The following is a 20,097-nucleotide window of genomic DNA, read 5'->3' on the forward strand; positions in this document are numbered from 1 at the left end:
GGGGGCCGGAAACCCAACCGACAGATTTTTCGAGAGAGGAGAAGTTTGCCATGGCAATCAAAATCGCCATCAACGGTTTCGGTCGTATCGGCCGCTGCACTCTGCGCGCCATTTACGAACAAGGCCTGCAAAACGAATTCGATGTAGTCGCCATCAACGCCTCCGGCGACCTGGCTACCAATGCCCACCTGCTGAAGTACGACACCACCCACGGTCGTTTCAACACCCCGGTGGAAACGGAGGGTGACGCCACCCTGATCCTGGACGGCAAGAAAATCCCCTTCTACTCCACCAAGGACCCCAAGGGGGTGGATTGGAGCAAGCACGGGGTGGAAGTGCTGCTGGAATGCACCGGTGCCTACACCTCCAAGGCCAAGGCCCAGGCCCTGCTGGACCAGGGTGCCAAGCGGGTACTGATTTCCGCCCCCGGTGGCGACGACGTGGATGCCACGGTGGTTTACGGCGTCAATGAAGGCGTCCTCAGCGCCGCCATGACCGTCGTCTCCAACGCTTCCTGCACCACCAACTGCCTGGCCCCCGTGGCTAAGGTGCTGTCCGACAACATCGGCATCAAGCAAGGCCTGATGACCACCATCCACGCGGTGACCAACGATCAGGTCACGGTGGACGTGCGCCACAAGGACCTGCGCCGCGCCCGGGCTGCCTTCGCCAACATCATCCCCACCAAGACCGGTGCCGCCAAGGCCGTGGGCCTGGTGCTGCCCCAGCTGGCGGGCAAGTTCGACGGCTTCGCCCTGCGGGTGCCCACCATCAACGTCTCCCTGGTGGATCTGACCTTCACCGCCAACCGGGCCACCACCAAGGAAGAAATCAACGCCCTCATGACCGCCGCTGCCAACGGTCCCCTGAAAGGCGTCCTGGCCGTGAATAACGAGCCCCTGGTCTCTTCCGACTTCAACCACACCACCGTCTCCTCCACCTTCGACGCCACCCAAACCCGGGTCATCAAGGGCGAAGACGGCTCCGTGCTGGTGAAAGTGCTGGCCTGGTACGACAACGAATGGGGCTACTCCTGCCGCATGCTGGACGCCGCCCGGGCCTGGGCTGCCGCCAAGTAAGCGCCAGCTTTACCCCAAAGAAAAAAGCCGGTCCCATAAGGGCCGGCTTTTTTTATGGGCTTCGAGGGAAAACGCCCCCCCTCACTCTGTTCACGCGCAAATTATTAGAGGACAAGCCAGTCCCGTCTAATCCCCGGCCCTGCACAGGGAACAGACAATCAAACATTGATTTGACCACATGGAATCAACGCAATAAGATTAATGACAAATAAATTCAGACTACGCCACTTCCCAGCCTAGTCCCCAAGAGCTGCTGTATCACCGCACAAAAAAATGAAAGTTTGTAATTCTTCTATGCGCATAGTTTCTCTTTTCGCGGGGGTGATATTAAGTCTGTTGACGATCGGCGCCCTAGCGGAGGGCGCCACGGTAGTTCCCCTCACCCCTTCCAGCTATGCCGAAGGCTCGGCCACAAAAGGCATTATTCTCTTTTCCATTCGATGGGACCGTCGATGGAAGTGCGCTGGTTTTGAGAATGCACAATTACGGCGCCTCGCCTTCGACAAAATGCCCGTTACCCGAACCAGTAACGACCCTCATGCCGATCTGGTACTGGCCGATGCGCCACTACTCCTGACCCACCCTCAATTTGATGATTACGCTTTTGTTGTTGAGCCTGGCGAATATGCGCTGGTCGGCTTCGATATTAAAGTCGCTGCATCCATCACGGACGTCCGCATCGGCCGAGTTGACCGGGAGCGCCTGATAAAAGAAGGGAAACCGGACGGGGGATCGTTTGATGTCGCCCCAGGCGAGGCGGTGTACATCGGACATTTCTATCTGGACTGTGCAACGGAGCCGATGCCCTGGAGATATTACCTAAGCGGTCAAGAAGCCTTTGACGAATACACTGAAAAAATCAAAAAACAGCACCCGGAACTTGACGCCACAAAAATCCAGTATCGTTTATTTAAAACAAAGCTCCTTGGCCGTAATTTCGAACTAAAGTAAAAGAAAAACCTAATCACTCCTACTGCCTTTACAGAGGAGCGCAACCAATTAAATTAAATAGAGAAATTTGGTATTTTTCATTCCAGGATTACGCACTTGGCCACCACAGAAGGCAGGCTTTAACTATCTGATATTTCACCTATAACCCAGCCAAGGTAAATTACCGCTCCACTTTGAATTGTTAGCCAATCTTCCCCCTATATGCCCTGGACCTTTGCCCACCCTGCCGCAATCCTCCCCCTCCGCAAGCTAGGCCCCATAAGAATGCCTCTGGCTGGGCTGGTGTTGGGTAGCCTTATTCCCGATTTAGGCTACTACATTGGGCGCTTTGATTTAGCCACCTATGCCCACACAATGGCCGGCGTCTTATTTTTTTGCCTCCCTACCGCATTCATTCTCGCTTTTTTCCTAGTTCATTGCCGCCAGTTTCTCCTGGCCCCTTTGCCCAATCCCCATCGTACGGCTTTGGCCCATCTCTCCCCGCAGCCCCTCTGGCCTCTACCCCAGGCAGCAAGCATGGCCGCATCCATAATCCTGGGTGCCGCAACCCATCTTGCCTGGGATGCCTTCACCCACGTAAACGGCCCGGCCGTTAAGGCCTTACCTCTCTTGCGGGAAGTTGTATTTGTATTCGGGAATCACCCTTTCCCCGCATACAACCTGTTGCAACATTTCAGCACCCTGCTAGGGCTGTTGATTCTCTCCATCTCCTACAATCGCTGGTTGAAGCGCTCCACTCCGCCAGGAATCTCCCTGGGACAGGGGAATCTCATTTGCTACGTGCGCTTGTGTATTGCTGCCCTTCTCTCAATCTTCCTCGGTTTTATCTTCGCATTTCTAAGTGCAAAACAAGGGATACCAACCTCAAATATCCTAATTCGAGGAATTCTTAATACAACGGTGGTATTTCTGTTAACTTATATCGCACTAGCTTTACGGACTAGAAGCACCAGCCCCCGTTAATTTTCTGAGGCATGGGCAGTATATTTCGGCTTCTTTCCCCATCCTCTACTTTATGACAGAAAAGGAATATTTCATGACCCCCCTCAAATATCTCTTTCTCGCTCTTTTGCTTGTTTCCGCCACCGCGTCAGCTACCCCGGCCAGCGAGGAATCGGTCAAGCAATTGATGGTCGTCACCCAGTCCCAGAAGCTTTTGGATGGAATGCAAAAGCAAATCGACGCTTTGATGACCAATGCGGTACGCCAGGGACTGCAAGGAAAAACACCCTCCCTCAAACAACAACAGGCGATTGAAAAATTCAAAAACAGCATTGCGGCGGTGGTGAAGGAACAGCTCTCTTGGGAAAAGCAGGAGCCCATGTACGTTCGCCTTTATCGGCAAACATTTACGGAAGAAGAAATAACCGGGATGTTGGCCTTCTATAAAACCCCGGCCGGGCAGGCCGTCATCAACAAAATGCCCGCTTTGATGCTACAAACCCTGGCGGAAATACAAAAGCAAACCGTGGAAATGGCGCCGAAAATGGAAAGAATAAAACAGCAGTTCTATGCAGATATGGCCGCCGCCAAGGAGTAGCAACTAATATTTATCTGCCCCCGGGGAACATCCCCGAGGAGCATTTCCCTAAACCGACAGATCTCCATGAACGGCCCCAGCCCTCAAGATAAGCACCCTATGGCGGGATTTCCCCAGGTGTGCTTTATCAAAAATACCGTCACTAACCCCAATATCCTGATCGGGGATTACACCTATTACGACGATCCGGAGGATTCGGAAAACTTTGAGCGCAATGTGCTCTACCATTTTCCTTTTATTGGCGACCGGCTGATTATTGGCAAATTCTGCGCCCTGGCCCGGGGCGTCAAATTTATTATGAATGGGGCGAACCACAAGATTTCCGGCATTTCCACCTACCCGTTCCAGATTTTCGGCCATGGCTGGGAAAAGGTTAGGCCCCAGCCGGAAGACCTGCCCTATAAGGGGGACACGGTGATTGGCAACGATGTGTGGATCGGCTATGACTGCCTCATCATGCCCGGGGTAAAAATCGGCAATGGGGCCATTATTTCCTCCCGCTCCGTGGTGGTGGCCGATGTGCCGCCCTACACGGTGGTGGGGGGCAATCCGGCCAAGCCCATCCGGCAGCGCTTTGCCCCGGAGGCGGTAGGGGCCTTGGAAGCCCTGGCCTGGTGGGATTGGCCCATTGAAATGATCAGCCAGCACCTGGATCTGATTACCGCCGGGGACGTGGCCGCCCTGCAAGCCTGCGCTCCGATGCAAGAGCCCGGGTAAGCCCAAAAGTATCAGGAGCAGAGGAAGGCCCTTCCGCCCCTAGGCCAACCTTCCGCGCCCCAAAGGAATTCGCCTCGCCGCCCCCTTGATCCGGGGACCTACGGCCAGAGGCAAGAATGGAGCCCATCCAGGGCGCCCCCGATGTCCTTAGGGAGGAACCACACCATGCTCGGCTACATCCTCGGCACCATGCTGTTGGCGGGAATTTTTGGCGGACTGATCAATTCCTACCTCTCTGACCCCCAGGTGGAGAAGCCCCTGGCCCAGTGGCAGCATGTGGTGGTGGGCATTGGCGCCGCCTTCATGGTGCCGGTATTTCTCAACACCATCTCCAGCCGCCTCATCGCGGAAATCACCGGGCCGGACCTCACCTCCGACATGCTCTCCAAGCTCCTCATCCTGGCGGGCTTTTGCCTGCTGGCGGCGGTGTCCTCCCGAGCCTTTATCCGCTCCATGACGGACCGTCTGCTGCGTGAAGTGGCCGATGCCCGGAAGGAGGCCCAGGCCGCCAAAGACCAGGCCGCAAGCGCCGCTGCCATCGCCAATCTGACCGTGGAACCGGACACTCCCCCCGTCACCGCCACCCGCGCCCTGCTGGGGAGCGGCGAAGAACCAGGGGGGGCCCCCATGGGGGAAACGGAACGCCAGGTACTGACCGCCCTGGTGCACAGCCGCTACACCATGCGTTCCGTCTCCGGCATTGCCCAGGACACGGGTCTAGCCCGGCCCACGGTGGAAAGCACCCTGGCCGAACTGGCGGACAAATCCCTGGTAACGGAAAGTCAAAGCCAGACCGGCCAGCCCCGCTGGTATGCCACGGCCCAAGGACATCAGGTGCTGCCGGAAAGTTAATGGCCAGGAAGGGCCGTGGGGGAAAGGCTGGGCTAAGGCCTGGGTTCCGCTAAGGCGCCCCCCAGGAGCAAAGCCCCTTTTAGCCGGGAAGAGAAGGTAAGGTCCCCAGCCATTCTGGGTCACCCAGGCCCCATCTCCACGCCAGCCCACCGGGCTTCGCTGCGCCGCCCAGGCCGAGGCAAAGACCGCCTGTGGCCCCTATCCCGCCCCTTTAGAGCATGGAGATAGCCGGGCTGGCGTTGGTGCCGGAAGACCCGGTGCCCGAACCGGTAGCGCTCTGATTCCCCGCCGCATTGGTACTGCGGGCATTTTTGATTTTTTCCGCCAGGAGGGCGGCGGCGCTCATTTGCTGTACGTCGAATTCCGACGGGGACTTGTTTTCGGCCAGGAGCCGTTCCTTGATGCGGCGATCAATGTCCGCCTCCACGGCGGCCCGCTTTTCCGGCGGCATGGCCTTGAGATCGTCCTCGGTCAGGCCCATTTCCTTGAGAATGGCTTCCCGCATGTGTTCCGCCGGGCTTTTGCTCATGTAGTCGGCCAGGTCCTGGCGGGCCTGGGCCAGGCGAGCCTCATCTTCCTTCTGGCGCCGCTCGGCCCGGCTCAGATGGCTACCGCTGGCGGAACCGGTGCTCCCGCTGCTGCCGCTGACCCCGTTCCCCGTGCCGTCTGAGCTATCGCTCCCACTGGCGGCGGCCGCCTGGGCCTGCTGGAGCAAATCCTGAAATTTTGACCCGCTGCTAGCGGAGGCGCTGCTGCCCAGGGCAGAAGTCAGGGTACCGAGCAGGGCGGTGGGGGACAGGATCAAGGACATGGCAACTCCCGAGCAAAGGCAATGGACCGGCTAACTTATGCAAAATGCGGACCATCTCCCGGGAATAAGGAAATACCAAGAAAATGGTTGGGGAAGCCCTATTCAGGCGGCAATATGGCGCCCAGCCGCCCTTGGGAAACGGCGCTTTTTGCCGCTTTCCGGGCCCCGGCGTCCCGCCTGAGGGCAGCCCGGTGCCCGTCCCCATCCCAACGCCCCCCGGAGAGGGGCGGAAAAACTCGGTTTTCCCCGTGCAACCCGGTAAAATCCACCCTTTATGCCGTTCTTCCCTTCCCCCATTCCCGTGTCCACCTCATCCCCCCTGTCTCGCCCCCTGCGTCTGGGCATCAACGGTTACGGCCGCATCGGCCGCTGTTTTCTAAGGGCTCTCTACGAGCGGGAGGTGGCGGAGCGCTACCAGGTGGTGGCCATCAATGAGCCGGCGGACCGGGAGAGCATCGCCTACCTGACCCGTTTTGATTCCACCCACGGCCGCTTTCCCGTGCCCGTGGCCCTGGAGGATGAGGGCCTGATGGTGGGGGGACGCCGTCTGGCCCTCTGCCACGCTACGGAACCGGAAGAGGCTTTCTGGAAGGAACAGGCCCTGGACCTGGTGGTGGAATGCTCCGGCCGCTACGGCCAGCGCCGGGATTTGCAGCGTTTTATCGCCGCCGGCAATCCCCGCCTGCTCCTTTCCCACCCGGGGCAAAGCGCCGCCGACGTGGATGCCACGGTGGTCTTCGGCATTAACCAGAACGAACTGAACGGCCAGGAAACCATCGTTTCCAATGCCTCCTGCACCACCAATGCGGTGGTGCCGGTGCTGGAGCGCCTGCACCAGGCCGTGGGGGTGGAACATGTGGTGCTCACCACCCTCCATTCGGTAATGAACGACCAGCCCCTCATCGACGGCTATCACCATCCGGATCTACGCCGTACCCGCTCCGCCATGCAGTCCATTATTCCCGTCTCCACCGGTCTGGCCCGAGGAGTGGAACGGCTGCTACCGGTCCTGGCCGGGCGGGTGCAGGCCAAGGCCATCCGGGTGCCCACCACCAACGTTTCCGCCATCGACGTGACCCTCACCGCTGCCCGGGATGTGACGGCGGCAGAAATTAACCAGATCCTGGCGGAGGCCGCCGCCCAGGGCCCCCTAGCCGGGCTGCTGGACTATACGGACGAGCCCCACGCCTCCGTGGATTTCAACCACGATCCCCATTCCGCCATTGTGGACGGCAGCCAGACTCGGGCCAGCGGCCCCCGGCTCATCAATCTGCTGCTCTGGTTCGACAACGAATGGGGCTTTGCCAACCGGATGGTGGACGTGCTCCAGCACTGGTCCGGCCGCTGGTGAGCCCGGTGCGCCGCCCCGGCCCTGCCCGCCCTAGGCCTGACCTCACGGCCCCCCGGCCCGACCCTTTTTCCTATTTCCCTCTGGCCTTGGGCCAAAGGGGCTAAACCTACCGCACCACGCCCTACTTTCAGGAGATCACCATGGACGTACTCAAGCTCGCCAACCTGGATGTGAAAGGCAAACGGATTTTCATCCGCGCCGACCTCAACGTGCCCCAGGATGAAACCGGCCGGATCACGGAAGACACCCGCATCCGGGCTTCCCTACCCTCCATCCGCTACTGCCTGGAACAGGGCGCGGCGGTGATGGTCACCTCCCACCTGGGCCGCCCCACGGAAGGCCAGCCCAAGCCGGAAGACACCATGGCCCCCATCGCCCAGCGGCTGGCCGAGCTGCTGGGCCGCAAGGTGCCCCTGGTGGATAACTGGGTGGATGGCCATTTCGAGGTCAAGCCCGGGGAAGTGGTGCTCCTGGAAAACTGCCGCCTGAACAAGGGGGAAAAGAAAAACAACGACGAGCTGGCGGAAAAAATGGCCAAGCTCTGCGACATCTACGTGAATGACGCCTTCGGCACTGCCCACCGGGCGGAAGCCACCACCCACGGCATCGCCAAGTTCGCCCCCGTGGCCTGTGCCGGCTTCCTCCTCTCCGCCGAACTGGACGCCCTGTCCCGCGCCCTGGAAGCCCCCAAGCGGCCCCTGGTGGCCATCGTGGCCGGGTCCAAGGTCTCCACCAAGCTAACCATTCTCAAGTCCCTGGCGGAAAAGGTGGATCAGCTCATCGTCGGCGGCGGCATCGCCAATACCTTCATGGCCGCCTGCGACCTGCCCATCGGCCAATCCCTGGCGGAGCTGGACCTGGTGGAAGAGGCCCGCAACATCATGGACATCATGGACCAGCGGGGCGCATCCGTGCCCATTCCGGAAGACGTGGTGGTGGCCAATGAACTGTCCGCCCACGCCCGGGCCAACCGGGTGGATGCCCAGGAGGTGCAGGCGGACGACATGATTCTGGACATCGGTCCCAAGACCGCCGCCAATCTGGCGGGCATCCTGGCCCATGCGGGCACCATCGTCTGGAACGGCCCGGTGGGAGTGTTTGAATTCGACCAGTTCGGTGGCGGCACCAAGATGATCGCGGCGGCCATCGCCCACTCCCCCGCCTTCTCCATCGCCGGGGGCGGAGACACCCTGGCTGCCATCGCCAAATACGGCATCGAAAAGCAGATCGACTACATCTCCACCGGCGGCGGCGCCTTCCTGGAATTCCTGGAAGGCAAGCAGCTCCCCGCCGTGGCGGTACTGGAACAACGGGCCAAGGGCTGAGTTTTCCCTTAAGCAAAAAAAGGCGACCTCCGGGTCGCCTTTTTTCGTTTCAAAGCCAGGCCTATTGCTCGGCCTATTCCCGGCCCGGCCCCCTAACCGCCACGCCCATAACGGGCCAGCTTGCGTTGCAGGGTACGCCGGTGCATGCGCAGGGCTTCGGCGGTGGCGGTGATGTTGCCCCCGTGGTCCGCCAGCACCTGACGCAGATAATCCCGTTCCAGGCGACGTACCGGAGTGCGATTCCCCCCTACCTGGGCGGCAGGGGACGGCCCCCCTTCCTCTGAGCCCCTGGCTTCCGCCCCGTCCGGCAGGCCCAGATCTCCCAGAATTTCCCCCAGGTCCACGGGCTTGATGAGGTAATTGCAGGCCCCCAGCTTAATGGCGTCCACCGCCGTGGCCAGGCTGGCAAAGCCGGTGAGGACCAGCACCCGGGTGTCTGGCGCCCGGTGGCGCAGGGCGGGAATCAGGGGCAGGGCAGACTGGCCCGCCAGATTGAGATCCAGCACCACATGGGTGGGGCGGAAGTCCTCCGCCACGGCCAGGGCCTGGCCCTCCTCCCGGGCCCCCCGGGCGCCGTAGCCGCGCCGGTTCAGGGAACGGCACAGGGTATCGTTGAAACAGGGATCATCTTCCACCACCAGGACACGGGTTTGGGCATCGGCCATCGGAGTCACCTCAATCGGCTGTACGCCTCCGGCATGGGGCCGGAGCGCTGCGCATTATGGGGAAAAGGGGCCGAATCTGTCCCGTGACACCTTGTCGCGTGGCATTTAGTCACTTCCGCACCCCCGCCCCCACGGCCAGAATGCGCCCGTTCCCCGATCTACCGACCGGGATCAACGACTAGGATTGACGCCCCGGTCCGGGGCGTCCTTTTTTTCCTGAATACTTGGGCTGGAGGCGCGTCCTGTCCGGCCCGTCCGGGGAGGGCTCCATGACCGACACCCAATCCGCCGGAAAGACTTCCGGCCACTCCACCCCACCCCGCGCCCCCCGCTCCTTTTCGCCCCTGGCGCGCCACCTGACGCTCCTGGTGCTCCTCAAGATGGTCCTTCTGGGCCTCCTCTGGTACTTCCTGATCGCCCCCCAACGCCAGACGGTGGATAGCACCGCACTGGGACGCCATCTGGTGGCCGGAGATGTTTCGCTTTCAAAACCAACGACTGCAAGGGAGGTTCTTCGTGATTGATCCAAACGTGGTTGATTTGTCGCGGGCTCAGTTCGCGGCAACAGCGCTCTATCACTTTCTTTTCGTACCCCTGACCCTGGGGCTGTCCTGGCTGCTGGTGATTATGGAAATTGCCTATGTGGTAAGCGGCAAGACCATTTACCGGGACATGACCAAATTCTGGGGCAAGCTCTACGGCATCAATTTCGCCCTGGGGGTCACCACGGGCATCACCATGGAATTCCAGTTCGGCACCAACTGGGCCTATTACTCCCATTACGTAGGGGATATTTTCGGCGCCCCCCTGGCCATTGAAGGCCTGGCCGCCTTTTTCCTGGAATCTACCATGGTGGGCCTGTTCTTCTTCGGCTGGAACCGGCTCTCCAAGGGAGGCCACCTGGCGGTCACCACCTTCATGGCCCTGGGTACCAATCTTTCCGCCGTGCTGATCCTCATCGCCAATGCCTGGATGCAGGACCCGGTGGGTTCCCAGTTCAATCCGGTGACCATGCGCATGGAACTCACGGATTTCGCCGCCCTGGTCTTCAATCCCGCCGCCCAGGCCAAGTTCGTCCATACCGTCTCCGCCGGTTATGTGACGGGTTCCCTGTTCGTGCTGGGCATTTCCTCCTGGTATCTGCTGAAGGGCCTGCATCGGGACTTTGCCCGCCGCTCCTTCCGCGTTGCTGCCGCCTTCGGCCTAGCCGGGGCCGCCTCGGTAATCGTCCTGGGGGATGAATCGGGCTACGCGGTGTCCAGCTCCCAGCATTCCAAAATGGCGGCCATCGAAGCCATGTGGGATACGGAGGCGGCTCCCGCCGGCTTTAACGTCATCGCTTTCCCGGATGAGGAAAAGCAGACCAACTCGGGCAGCCTCCGCATTCCCTACGTGCTGGGCCTGCTCGGCACCCGCTCCACGAACCAGACCCTGCCCGGCATCAAGGACATTCAGCGGGATAACCTGGTGCGCATCCGCTCCGGCGCCGAAGCGGTGCTGGCCCTGGAACAGCTGCAACGCCAGCCCGGGGATAAGGACGCCCTGGCCAAGCTCAAAGCCCATCAGGACGACCTGGGCTACGGCCTGCTGCTGAAGCGCCTGACTCCGGATCTGGCCAAGGTGACGCCGGAGCAGATCGCCCAAGCGGCCCGGGAATCTACCCCCCGGGTCACGCCCCTGTTCTGGACCTTCCGCCTCATGGTGGGTCTGGCCTTCGCCATGCTGGTGCTCTTCGCCCTGGCCTTCTGGCACGCCCACCGGGACGACTACAACCGCCGCACCTGGCTCCTGCGCTGGGCCCTGTGGTTCATTCCCGCCCCCTGGCTGGCCGCCGAAGCGGGCTGGTTCGTGGCGGAATACGGGCGCCAACCCTGGACCGTGTTCGGCATTCTGCCCACCCACCTGTCCGCCTCCAGCCTCTCCGCCGCCAGCCTGTGGGGTTCCCTGGGCGCCTTCGTGGGCTTCTACACCCTGCTGCTAATCGCGGAAATGTTCCTCATGTTCCGTTACGCCCGCCTCGGTCCCACGGTTCTGCAAGCCTCCGGCGCCCAACAATAAGGAGATTTTCACCATGGTCGATTACTTCGTTTTGAAACTGATCTGGTGGGGGCTGGTGGGCGTGCTGCTCATCGGCTTCGCCATCATGGACGGCCACGACATGGGGGTGGGCATCCTGCTGCCCCTGCTGGGCCGGGACGACACGGAACGGCGCATCATCATCAACAGCGTGGCGCCCCATTGGGACGGCAACCAGGTGTGGTTCATCACCGCCGGGGGGGCCATTTTCGCCGCCTGGCCCTTTGTCTATGCCACCGCCTTCTCTGGCATGTACTGGGCCCTGCTCCTGGTGCTTTTCGCCCTCTTCTTCCGCCCGGTAGGCTTTGAATACCGCTCCAAAATGCCCGGCGCCACCTGGCGCAAGGCCTGGGACACGGGCATTTTCGCCGGGAGCGCCGTGCCCGCCCTGGTGTTCGGGGTAGCCTTCGGCAACCTCTTCCAGGGGGTGCCCTTCACCCTGGACGAAACCATGCGCTCCACCTACACGGGCAGCTTCTGGGCCCTGCTCAACCCCTTCGCCCTGCTAGCCGGGGTCGTCAGCCTGTCCCTGCTGACTCTGCAAGGAGCGACCTTCCTCTCCCATCGGACGGAAGGGGAATTGCAGGACCGGGCCCGGCGGGCCGGCACCTGGGCCGGGATCGTGCTGCTCCTAGCCTTCTCCGGAGCGGGCCTGTGGGTTTCCCAACTGTCTGGCTACACCATCACCCAGCAGCCCGATCCGGCCGGGATACTCAACCCCCTGATGAAGCAGGTGGCCCTGGTGAAGGGCGCCTGGCTGGGCAATTTCGCCCATCAGCCCCTGCTCTGGGTAGTGCCGCTCCTGGCTTATCTAGGCGCCCTAGGTGCCATCCTAGCCCTGAGGGCACGCCGCACCCTGCTGGCCTTTTGCGGCAGCTCCCTGGCCGTGGCCGGGGTCATCCTCACCGCCGGAGTCGCCCTCTTCCCCTTTGTCCTGCCTTCCTCCCTCAACCCCACGGCTGGCCTGACCCTGTGGGACGCCACCTCCAGCCAGGTGACCCTGAACGTGATGCTCTACGTGGCAGTGATCTTCACCCCCCTGGTGCTGGCCTATACGGGCTGGGCCTATCGGGTCATGGCCGGAAAGCTGACCCGGGATTACATCACCGCCAATGACAAGGCGCTCTACTGAGCGCCGGAAAGGAAAACAACCATGTGGTACTTCACCTGGATACTCGGACTGGGCTTTGCCGTATTTTTCGCCGTGCTCAACACCCTGTGGCTAGAGCACAAGGAAACGGAAAAAGCCGGGGAATAGGCTTTTTCCCCCACCCCAAAACCGGACCTTGGGGGTCCGGTTTTTTTATGGCTGACGCGACCTTATGTCACATTCCGGAAAGTCATAGCCTCTCCCAAAATGCTCCCTTTAAAAAAAGGGGTCATCAAATGGGGTTCTCCGTCCGTCCCGTGCCAGCCGCCGTCGGTCTGGCCTGCCTGACCATGGGGCTCAATGCCGCCTGGTCCGAAGAAAATTCAACCATTCCCCAGTTGGGAGAAGTGGTGGTCACCGGCAAGCCTCTGGTGGACCTGCCCGCTGCCAATCGGGTGGAGGAGGATAGCCGCCACGCCCTGGGCGCCAACACCAGCGACGTGGTAGGCCTGTTGCGTAACGCTCCCGGGGTTAGCGCCTACAGTGCCGGGGGGGTCTCCAGCCTGCCGGTCATCCACGGCTTTGCCGATGACCGGAACCGGATCAAGGTGGACGGCATGGATCTGATTGCGGCCTGCCCCAATCACATGAATTCCCCCCTTTCCTATCTGGACCCCTCGGCCCTGGGGGAATTGCAGGTCTATACAGGCCTCACTCCGGTGAGCGTCGGCGGAGACAGCATCGGCGGGGCCATTGTGGCCAATAGCAAGGGACCGGAATTCGCCCCCTCCGCCGACAAACTGCTCACCAAGGGGGAACTGGGGGCCTATTACCGCTCCAACGGCAATGCCAACGGGGTATATGCCACCGCCACCCTGGCCAGCCAGAGCCTGGCCCTGACCTATGCAGGCTCCACCAGCGAATCCGACAATTACAAGGCGGGCGGGGAATTCAAGAATTTCCTCGCCAGCGGCCGCCCTGGCCATAACCTGGCCCGGGACGAAGTAGGCTCCACCGCCTATAAGAGCCGCAACCAGTCCCTGGGCATTGCCACCCGCTGGGATAACAACCTCCTGGAAGCCAAGTTCAGCATCCAGGATATTCCCTACGAGCTTTACCCCAATCAGCGCATGGACATGCTGGGCAACAAGGAAGAACGCACCAGCCTGCGCTATCTGGGCCAGTTCGACTGGGGCAGCCTGGAAGCCCGGGCCTATCAGGAACACGTGCGCCACCACATGGATTTTGGTGCGGACAAGCAATACATCTACGGGGCCGCACCCAGCGTCGTCGCTCCAGGCATGCCCATGGATACCCGCAGCGACACCACCGGGGCCAGCGTCAAAGGGGAAATCAAGCTCAATCCCCGGGATTTGCTGCGCCTCGGCGGGGAATTCCAGACCTATCGCCTGAACGACTGGTGGCCTCCCTCCCCCTCCGTGCTGCCTGCCGGTTTCTCCATGGGCGGCATGGCGCCCAACACCTTCTGGAACATCAACAACGGCAAACGGGATCGCAACGCCCTCTACGGGGAATGGGAAGCCCGCTGGTCCGAGCGCTGGCAATCCCTGATCGGCCTCCGGGCGGAACAGGTAAAAACGGATGCGGGCACGGTACAGGGCTACAACAACAGCATGGGGGGCTATGTGCTACCCGCCGCGGCTTTCAATACCAAAGACCGGAGCAAGACCGACAACAACCTGGATTTGACCGCCCTGGGCCGCTATACCCCGGACGTCACCCAGAGCTATGAATTCGGCTACCAGCAGAAAACCCGCTCACCCAATCTCTATGAGCGTTATTCGTGGTCCCAGAACAGCATGGCCCTGATCATGAACAACTTTGTCGGGGACGGTAACGGCTACCTGGGCAATGTGGACCTGAAGCCGGAAGTAGCCCACACCCTGAGCTTTACCGGGGACTGGCACAGCACGGATCGGGAATGGCAATTGGTAGCCTCCCCCTACTACAGCCGGGTGACCAACTACATCGACGCGGTCCGCTGCCTGGGTAGCGGCACCGGCATGAACGCCCTGTGCGGCGGAGCTGCCAACAATACGGCCAGCAACAAGTTCGTCCAGCTCCAATACGCCAACCAGAGCGCCCGCATCTACGGTCTGGACCTGTCCGGCAAAATGCCCCTGGGCCTTACCGGCTGGGGCCGTTTCGGCCTCCAGGGCCTGCTCAACTACACCAAGGGCAAGAATCTGGATACGGATGACGGGCTCTACAACATCATGCCCCTCAACACCCGCCTGACCCTGACCCACCAATGGGGCGGCTGGAACAATGCCCTGGAGGTGGTGGCGGTCAAGGCCAAAACGGATGTCTCCGACGTGCGCCAGGAGATCAAGACCCCAGGCTATAGCCTAGTCAATCTGCGGGGTAGCTATTCCTGGTCTTCCGTACGGGTGGATTTTGGGGTGGAAAACCTCTTCGACAAGCTTTACTACCTGCCCCAGGGCGGCGCCTACGCGGGCCAGGGGATGACCATGAGCACCAACGGCATTCCCTGGGGTATCGTAGTGCCCGGCATGGGGCGTTCTGTCTACGCCAGCGTCAATGTGAAGTTCTAGGCCCCAGGCGCTCCGCCAAGGCATCCGTCGCGACGGATGCCTTTTTTATGCCTAGCCGCCAGGTCGAAATCCGCCCCGGACAACGAATGCGACAATTTGCCACATTCCGGTAAGTCATAGCCCGGACCACAATTCCCCCCTTTAAAAAACCAAAAAAGGGGTACAGCAATGGGGTTCCGTATTCGTCCGCTGCCGGCCGCCGTCGGTCTGGCCTGCATTTCCATGGGCATGTCCGCCCTCGCCTGGTCCCAGGAAAGCACCGCGCCCATTCCCCAACTGGGGGAAGTGGTGGTCACGGGGGACCGGATTTCCGATGTGGCGGAGCCGACCCGGGTGGATACCAACACCCTGCGGGCCCTGGCCGCCGGCACCAGCGATACGGCCACCCTACTCCGGGATGTGCCGGGGGTGGCCATGAGCAGCGCGGGGGGGGTCTCCAGCCTGCCCGTAATCCATGGCCTGGCGGATGACCGGAACCGGATCAAGGTGGACGGCATGGATTTGATTTCCGCCTGCGGCAATCACATGAACTCCCCCCTGTCCTACATCGACCCCACCAATGTGGAAAGCATCCAGGTGTATTCCGGCGTCACCCCGGTGAGCGTGGGGGGGGACGCCATTGGCGGCACCGTGGTGGTGAAGTCCCGGGGGCCCCGTTTCGCCCAGCCTGGGCAAGGCCTGCTGACCACTGGGGAATTGGGCGCCTTCTACCGCTCCAATGGCAATGGCAACGGCGCCCACGCCAGCGCCACCTTGGCTTCGGAAAACCTGTCCATCACCTTCAACGGTTCCACGGCGGAATCGGATAATTACAAGGCAGGGGGCAATTTCAAACCGGGCACCGCCTCCCTGCACACCACCACCGACCACTGGATTTCTGGGGATACGGTGGGCTCCTCCGCCTACAAGGCGCGCAACCAGTCCATTGACATCGCCGCCCGCAATGGCAGCCATGTGGTGGATTTGAAAGTAGGCACCCAGGACATTCCCTACCAGGGCTTTCCCAATCAGCACATGGACATGACCAGCAACAAGAGTGATCAGGTCAATCTGGGCTATTCGGGGCTTTACGACTGGGGCAAGCTGGAAGCCCGAGTGTATTACGAGCACACCCGGCACAAGATGAATTTCTCCGACGACAAGGAATTCTGGTACGCCAACGGCTCCAACTACAACATTCCTGGCATGCCCATGGCCACGGACGGCAAAAACACCGGGGCCACGATCAAGGCAGAAATCAATCTGAATCCCCGGGATATCCTGCGCCTGGGTTCGGAATTCCAGCATTACCGCCTCAATGATGAGTGGGCCCCCTCCGGCGGCATGATGTCCCCCAATACTTTCGTCAACATCAACGACGGCAAACGGGACCGGTTCGATGTCTTCGCCGAATGGGAAGCCCGCTGGAACAATCAATGGGGCTCCCTGCTGGGTATTCGCAGCAGCACGGTGAAGACCGATGCGGGCAAGGTTCAAGGTTACCGGGACACTCCGGCCACCCTCTACCTGAATGACGCCAATGCCTTCAACAACCGGAACCGGAGCAAGACGGACAACAACCTGGACCTGACGGCCCTGGCCCGTTATACCGCCAACGCCAACCTGGAATATGAAGGGGGCTACTCCCGCAAGACCCGCTCCCCCAGCCTCTACGAACGCTACACCTGGTCCACCGGCGGCATGGCCATGGCTATGAACGACTGGGTCAATGATGGCAATGCTTACAAAGGCAACGTGGATCTGAAGCCGGAAGTAGCCCACACCTTAAGCTTCACCGCCGACTGGCACGATGCCAGCAAAACGGAATGGGGACTGCGGGTCACCCCCTACTACAGTCTGGTCAAAGACTACATTGATGCCACCCGCTGCAGCCCGAGCAATAGTGGCTGTGTCAAACCCAGCACCAATCTAGCGGGCAACCAGTTCGCCTATCTCACCCTGGCCAATGAAGAAGCCCGCCTCTACGGTCTGGATATTTCCGGCTTCTTCCCCATCGCCAAGTACACCGGTTTCGGCTCCTTCACCGGTCGGGGTCAGTTGAGCTACACCCATGGCAAGAACCAGGATACGGGGGATCACCTCTACAACATCATGCCCCTCAACGCCAAGCTGGCGGTGGATCACCAGTTAGGCAATTGGACCAATACGGCAGAAATGATCCTGGTGAGCCGCAAGGATGACGTGTCCTCCGTGCGCAACGAAATGGAAACGGGGGGTTACGGCCTACTCAACCTGCGCAGCAGCTACAACTGGAAACAGGCCCGCCTGGATATCGGCCTGGACAACGTCTTCAACCGGCTCTACAGCTCCCCCCTGGGCGGCGCTTACATCGGGCAAGGGATGACCATGGCTATCAACAAAGCCAGTGCTCCCTACGGCATTACGGTGCCGGGCATGGGCCGTTCCCTCTATGCTGGGGTAACGGTGAAGTTCTAAAGACACTTCAGGAAAAACCGCTGATGAATCCGGCCCTAGGGCCGGATTTTTTTTGCGCCCTATTCCCCCTAGGCCGGGGAAACGGGCCCACAACCGGGCGTCCCCCTCAGGGCAGCGCCGCCAATTCTTCTTCCCCAAATCCCGCCTGGCGCCGGGCCGCCAGATTGTAGGGCCCCCGCCGCCGGGGTGCCCCGTAGGCCCGGGACAACGGCTCATAGGCGTCCTCCGGAACCAATCCCCGCTGGTCGCATAGGTAGCGATACCAGCGTAAGCCCGCCCCCACGTGGCCCACCTCATCCCGCAAAATGACGTCCAGAATAGGCCCGGCAGCCGGGTCCCCCGCCTGCACCAGCTTATCCCGAATGGCCGGGGACACATCCAGGCCGTGGGCTTCCATGGTGCAGGGCACCAGAGCCATCCGGGCCAGGGGATCGTCCGCTGTCTTTTCCGCCATATCCCACAGCCCCCGGTGGGCGGGGAAATCCCCATAGGTATAGCCCAGGGAAGCCAGATGGTCGTTGATCAGGGTGAAATGCCCGGCTTCTTCCTTGGCCACCCGGGCCCAGTCCCGATAAAAATCCTCCGGCAACCCGGGAAAACGCCATACCGCATCCAGGGCCAGATCAATGGCATTGAATTCAATGTGGGCCAGGGCATGGAGCAAGGCCCCCCGCCCCTCCCGGGTATGCAGGCCGCGTCGGGGCACCTGGGCTGGAGGCACCAGGATAGGCCGTTCTTCCCGCCCGGGGAGGGTGGTCCGGGGAACCAGCACCGACTCCGGAACCACGGCCAAGCGATCATCCAGCGCCCGGGCCGCCGCGACTTTTTCCCCAATGGGAGCGGTTTCCAGAATGGCGAGGGCGAGGGAGCGCAGCATGGAAAAAATGGGGCAAAGGAAAGGCGGGCAGTTTGCCACCGGAGCGCCCCCTCCGCCAGCCTGCCCGGGGCGTAAAAGGACGGCTAGAATGGGCGTCTAACTCACTAGACGGAATAGGACCATGTCCCGCCATACCAAAATCGTCGCCACCCTGGGCCCCGCTTCCACCGATCCGGATGTTCTGGAAAAACTCATTTTGGCGGGGGTGGATGTGGTCCGCATGAATTTTTCCCACGGCACCCCGGAGGACCATTTGCAGCGGGCCGCCACGGTGCGGGAAATCTCCACCCGCCTGGGGCGCCCGGTGGGCATTCTGGCGGATTTGCAGGGCCCCAAGATTCGGGTGGGCAAGTTCGAGGCAGGCAAGGTGCTGCTGGAAAAAGGCGCCCCCTTCATTCTGGATGCGGCCTGTGCCCTGGGGAACCGGGAACGGGTGGGGCTGGATTACAAAGACCTGCCCCGGGATGTGGGGTCGGGGGCCGTGCTGCTCCTGGACGACGGACGCATCGTGCTGGACGTAGTGCGGGTGGCTGGCACGGAAATCCACACCGTGGTGCGCCAGGGCGGGGAGCTGTCCAATAACAAGGGTATCAATCGCCAGGGCGGCGGACTGTCCGCCCCGGCCCTGACCGCCAAGGACATGGAAGACATCAAGACCGCCGCCCGCCTGGATGTGGATTATCTGGCCGTCTCCTTCCCCAAGAGCGCCGCTGACATGTACATGGCCCGTCAGCTGATGCGGGCCGCCGGGGGCCGAGCCCTGACCATCGCCAAAATCGAGCGCACCGAGGCAGTGGATGCCCTGGATGAAATCCTCGCCGCCTCCGACGGGGTCATGGTGGCCCGGGGGGACCTGGCCGTGGAAGTGGGGGATGCGGCGGTGCCCGCCCTGCAAAAGAAGATGATTCGCCACGCCCGGGAAATGAACAAACTGGCCATCACCGCCACCCAGATGATGGAATCCATGATCCATTCCCCCGTGCCCACCCGGGCCGAGGTGTCGGACGTGGCCAACGCGGTACTGGACGGCACGGACGCGGTCATGTTGTCCGCCGAAACCGCCAGCGGCGAATACCCGGTGGAAACGGTGGAAGCCATGGCCCGGGTGTGTCTGGAAGCGGAGCGTTCCGCCGAAGTCTCCCTGGACCGGGAATTCCTGGACCGGGTTTTCGCCAGCATCGATCAGTCCATTTCCATGGCCGCCATCTGGACCGCCCACCACCTCAAAGTCAAAGCCATCGCCACCCTTACCCAATCCGGCTCCACCGCCCTGTGGATGAGCCGGCTCAACTGCGGCGTGCCCATCTACGCCCTCACCCCGAGCCAGGGCGCCGTCACCCAAATGGCCCTGTTCCGGGAAGTGAGCCCGGTGCTCATGAGCCAGCTGCACACGGACCGGGACGTGCTGCTCTATGAGGCGGAGCAACTGCTCATCGCCCGGGGCGCCGTAGCCAAGGGGGATTTGATGGTCCTCACCGTGGGAGAACCCATCGGCACCCCCGGAGGCACCAACACCCTGAAAATTATCCGGGTCGGAGAGCACCGCCTGCCCACGCCTCGGACGACGGATCAGGAGTAGCCCCGCCTCCCGGGGAGAGTTCGGTCCCCCGGCGCACGGGCTGCGGGCTGCGGGCTGCGGGCTGCGGTTTGCGGTTTGCGGTTTGCGGTTTGCGGTTTGCGGTTTGCGGTTTGCGGTTGCGGTTGCGGTTGCGGTTGCGGTTGCGGTTGCGGTTGCGGTTGCGGTTGCGGTT

18 protein-coding genes are annotated in these 20,097 nt (G+C 61.5%); 15 read left to right on the top strand and 3 right to left on the bottom strand.

What is annotated here, in order from left to right; translation table 11 throughout:
- The first annotated feature begins 50 nt into the window (after positions 1 to 50).
- The 6 genes from gap (at position 51) to Azoinq_RS03775 (ending at position 5,139) form a co-directional block, all read left to right on the top strand.
- Positions 51 to 1,079 (top strand): type I glyceraldehyde-3-phosphate dehydrogenase, encoded by a 1,029-nt coding sequence (gene gap, locus Azoinq_RS03750; RefSeq protein WP_216125791.1) that lies wholly within the window; start codon positions 51 to 53, stop codon positions 1,077 to 1,079.
- Between the two features lie 273 nt (positions 1,080 to 1,352).
- Positions 1,353 to 2,030, top strand: a complete 678-nt coding sequence (locus Azoinq_RS03755) for a hypothetical protein (protein WP_216125789.1) — start codon at positions 1,353 to 1,355, stop codon at positions 2,028 to 2,030.
- A gap of 201 nt (positions 2,031 to 2,231) precedes the next feature.
- The gene (locus tag Azoinq_RS15205) at positions 2,232 to 2,993 is read left to right on the top strand and encodes a DUF4184 family protein (RefSeq protein ID WP_216125787.1); all 762 of its coding nucleotides are present in this window, start codon (positions 2,232 to 2,234) and stop codon (positions 2,991 to 2,993) included.
- Between the two features lie 73 nt (positions 2,994 to 3,066).
- Complete coding sequence (locus Azoinq_RS03765; RefSeq protein ID WP_216125785.1) at positions 3,067 to 3,570, top strand: DUF2059 domain-containing protein; 504 nt, start codon at positions 3,067 to 3,069, stop codon at positions 3,568 to 3,570.
- A gap of 66 nt (positions 3,571 to 3,636) precedes the next feature.
- The gene (locus Azoinq_RS03770; RefSeq protein ID WP_216125783.1) at positions 3,637 to 4,287 is read left to right on the top strand and encodes a Vat family streptogramin A O-acetyltransferase; all 651 of its coding nucleotides are present in this window, start codon (positions 3,637 to 3,639) and stop codon (positions 4,285 to 4,287) included.
- Positions 4,288 to 4,452: 165 nt separating this feature from the next.
- Entirely contained in the window at positions 4,453 to 5,139 is a 687-nt protein-coding gene (locus Azoinq_RS03775; protein ID WP_216125781.1) for a YEATS-associated helix-containing protein, read from the top strand.
- Between the two features lie 211 nt (positions 5,140 to 5,350).
- On the opposite strand, the gene Azoinq_RS03780 is transcribed toward Azoinq_RS03775, so the two are convergent.
- Positions 5,351 to 5,950 carry a hypothetical protein gene (locus tag Azoinq_RS03780; RefSeq protein WP_216125773.1) on the bottom strand — a complete coding sequence of 200 codons (600 nt, stop codon included), beginning with the start codon at positions 5,948 to 5,950 and terminating at the stop codon, positions 5,351 to 5,353.
- A gap of 274 nt (positions 5,951 to 6,224) precedes the next feature.
- On the opposite strand from Azoinq_RS03780, the gene Azoinq_RS03785 reads away from it, so the two are divergent.
- Together Azoinq_RS03785 and Azoinq_RS03790 are read left to right on the top strand one after the other, a co-directional pair.
- A complete protein-coding gene (locus Azoinq_RS03785; RefSeq protein WP_216125769.1) occupies positions 6,225 to 7,301 on the top strand; it encodes a type I glyceraldehyde-3-phosphate dehydrogenase in 1,077 nt (358 codons plus the stop codon).
- Positions 7,302 to 7,441: 140 nt separating this feature from the next.
- Complete coding sequence (locus Azoinq_RS03790) at positions 7,442 to 8,626, top strand: phosphoglycerate kinase (protein ID WP_216125765.1); 1,185 nt, start codon at positions 7,442 to 7,444, stop codon at positions 8,624 to 8,626.
- Positions 8,627 to 8,718: 92 nt separating this feature from the next.
- Here Azoinq_RS03790 and Azoinq_RS03795 read toward each other — a convergent pair whose 3' ends face one another.
- Positions 8,719 to 9,291, bottom strand: coding sequence for a response regulator transcription factor (locus tag Azoinq_RS03795; protein WP_216125762.1), 573 nt, complete (start codon positions 9,289 to 9,291; stop codon positions 8,719 to 8,721).
- A 269-nt stretch (positions 9,292 to 9,560) separates the two neighbouring features.
- Between Azoinq_RS03795 and cydP the strand changes: the two genes are divergently transcribed.
- The 6 genes from cydP (at position 9,561) to Azoinq_RS03825 (ending at position 17,469) form a co-directional block, all read left to right on the top strand.
- Positions 9,561 to 9,815: a cytochrome oxidase putative small subunit CydP gene (gene cydP, locus Azoinq_RS03800; RefSeq protein WP_216125760.1), complete on the top strand. Its 255-nt coding sequence runs from the start codon at positions 9,561 to 9,563 to the stop codon at positions 9,813 to 9,815.
- Positions 9,808 to 11,349 (top strand): cytochrome ubiquinol oxidase subunit I, encoded by a 1,542-nt coding sequence (locus tag Azoinq_RS03805; RefSeq protein WP_216125758.1) that lies wholly within the window; start codon positions 9,808 to 9,810, stop codon positions 11,347 to 11,349. The genes cydP and Azoinq_RS03805 overlap by 8 nt, the downstream gene beginning before the upstream one ends.
- A gap of 13 nt (positions 11,350 to 11,362) precedes the next feature.
- Entirely contained in the window at positions 11,363 to 12,499 is a 1,137-nt protein-coding gene (gene cydB, locus Azoinq_RS03810; RefSeq protein WP_216125756.1) for a cytochrome d ubiquinol oxidase subunit II, read from the top strand.
- 21 nt (positions 12,500 to 12,520) lie between these two features.
- Positions 12,521 to 12,625, top strand: a complete 105-nt coding sequence (cydX, locus tag Azoinq_RS03815; RefSeq protein WP_216125754.1) for a cytochrome bd-I oxidase subunit CydX — start codon at positions 12,521 to 12,523, stop codon at positions 12,623 to 12,625.
- 128 nt (positions 12,626 to 12,753) lie between these two features.
- Positions 12,754 to 15,033 (top strand): TonB-dependent receptor, encoded by a 2,280-nt coding sequence (locus Azoinq_RS03820; RefSeq protein ID WP_216125752.1) that lies wholly within the window; start codon positions 12,754 to 12,756, stop codon positions 15,031 to 15,033.
- Between the two features lie 168 nt (positions 15,034 to 15,201).
- Entirely contained in the window at positions 15,202 to 17,469 is a 2,268-nt protein-coding gene (locus tag Azoinq_RS03825; protein WP_216125750.1) for a TonB-dependent receptor, read from the top strand.
- A gap of 106 nt (positions 17,470 to 17,575) precedes the next feature.
- Here Azoinq_RS03825 and Azoinq_RS03830 read toward each other — a convergent pair whose 3' ends face one another.
- Positions 17,576 to 18,346 (bottom strand): ferritin-like domain-containing protein, encoded by a 771-nt coding sequence (locus tag Azoinq_RS03830; RefSeq protein WP_216125747.1) that lies wholly within the window; start codon positions 18,344 to 18,346, stop codon positions 17,576 to 17,578.
- 121 nt (positions 18,347 to 18,467) lie between these two features.
- Here Azoinq_RS03830 and pyk point away from each other — a divergent pair, with 121 nt between their 5' ends.
- A complete protein-coding gene (gene pyk, locus Azoinq_RS03835; protein WP_216125744.1) occupies positions 18,468 to 19,925 on the top strand; it encodes a pyruvate kinase in 1,458 nt (485 codons plus the stop codon).
- Positions 19,926 to 20,097 lie beyond the last annotated feature (172 nt).

Origin of the sequence: Azospira inquinata (genome assembly GCF_018905915.1) — a bacterium.
Classification (GTDB): Bacteria; Pseudomonadota; Gammaproteobacteria; order Burkholderiales; family Rhodocyclaceae; genus Azospira; species Azospira inquinata.

Excerpts from the sequence above, each read along its gene's own strand:
- gap (WP_216125791.1), top strand. The coding sequence starts at position 51 with ATGGCAATCAAAATCGCCATCAACGGTTTCGGTCGTATCGGCCGCTGC.
- Azoinq_RS03755 (WP_216125789.1), top strand. The coding sequence starts at position 1,353 with ATGAAAGTTTGTAATTCTTCTATGCGCATAGTTTCTCTTTTCGCGGGG.
- Azoinq_RS15205 (WP_216125787.1), top strand. The coding sequence starts at position 2,232 with ATGCCCTGGACCTTTGCCCACCCTGCCGCAATCCTCCCCCTCCGCAAG.
- Azoinq_RS03765 (WP_216125785.1), top strand. The coding sequence starts at position 3,067 with ATGACCCCCCTCAAATATCTCTTTCTCGCTCTTTTGCTTGTTTCCGCC.
- Azoinq_RS03770 (WP_216125783.1), top strand. The coding sequence starts at position 3,637 with ATGAACGGCCCCAGCCCTCAAGATAAGCACCCTATGGCGGGATTTCCC.
- Azoinq_RS03775 (WP_216125781.1), top strand. The coding sequence starts at position 4,453 with ATGCTCGGCTACATCCTCGGCACCATGCTGTTGGCGGGAATTTTTGGC.
- Azoinq_RS03780 (WP_216125773.1), bottom strand. The coding sequence starts at position 5,950 with ATGTCCTTGATCCTGTCCCCCACCGCCCTGCTCGGTACCCTGACTTCT.
- Azoinq_RS03785 (WP_216125769.1), top strand. The coding sequence starts at position 6,225 with ATGCCGTTCTTCCCTTCCCCCATTCCCGTGTCCACCTCATCCCCCCTG.
- Azoinq_RS03790 (WP_216125765.1), top strand. The coding sequence starts at position 7,442 with ATGGACGTACTCAAGCTCGCCAACCTGGATGTGAAAGGCAAACGGATT.
- Azoinq_RS03795 (WP_216125762.1), bottom strand. The coding sequence starts at position 9,291 with ATGGCCGATGCCCAAACCCGTGTCCTGGTGGTGGAAGATGATCCCTGT.
- cydP (WP_216125760.1), top strand. The coding sequence starts at position 9,561 with ATGACCGACACCCAATCCGCCGGAAAGACTTCCGGCCACTCCACCCCA.
- cydB (WP_216125756.1), top strand. The coding sequence starts at position 11,363 with ATGGTCGATTACTTCGTTTTGAAACTGATCTGGTGGGGGCTGGTGGGC.
- cydX (WP_216125754.1), top strand. The coding sequence starts at position 12,521 with ATGTGGTACTTCACCTGGATACTCGGACTGGGCTTTGCCGTATTTTTC.
- Azoinq_RS03820 (WP_216125752.1), top strand. The coding sequence starts at position 12,754 with ATGGGGTTCTCCGTCCGTCCCGTGCCAGCCGCCGTCGGTCTGGCCTGC.
- Azoinq_RS03825 (WP_216125750.1), top strand. The coding sequence starts at position 15,202 with ATGGGGTTCCGTATTCGTCCGCTGCCGGCCGCCGTCGGTCTGGCCTGC.
- Azoinq_RS03830 (WP_216125747.1), bottom strand. The coding sequence starts at position 18,346 with ATGCTGCGCTCCCTCGCCCTCGCCATTCTGGAAACCGCTCCCATTGGG.
- pyk (WP_216125744.1), top strand. The coding sequence starts at position 18,468 with ATGTCCCGCCATACCAAAATCGTCGCCACCCTGGGCCCCGCTTCCACC.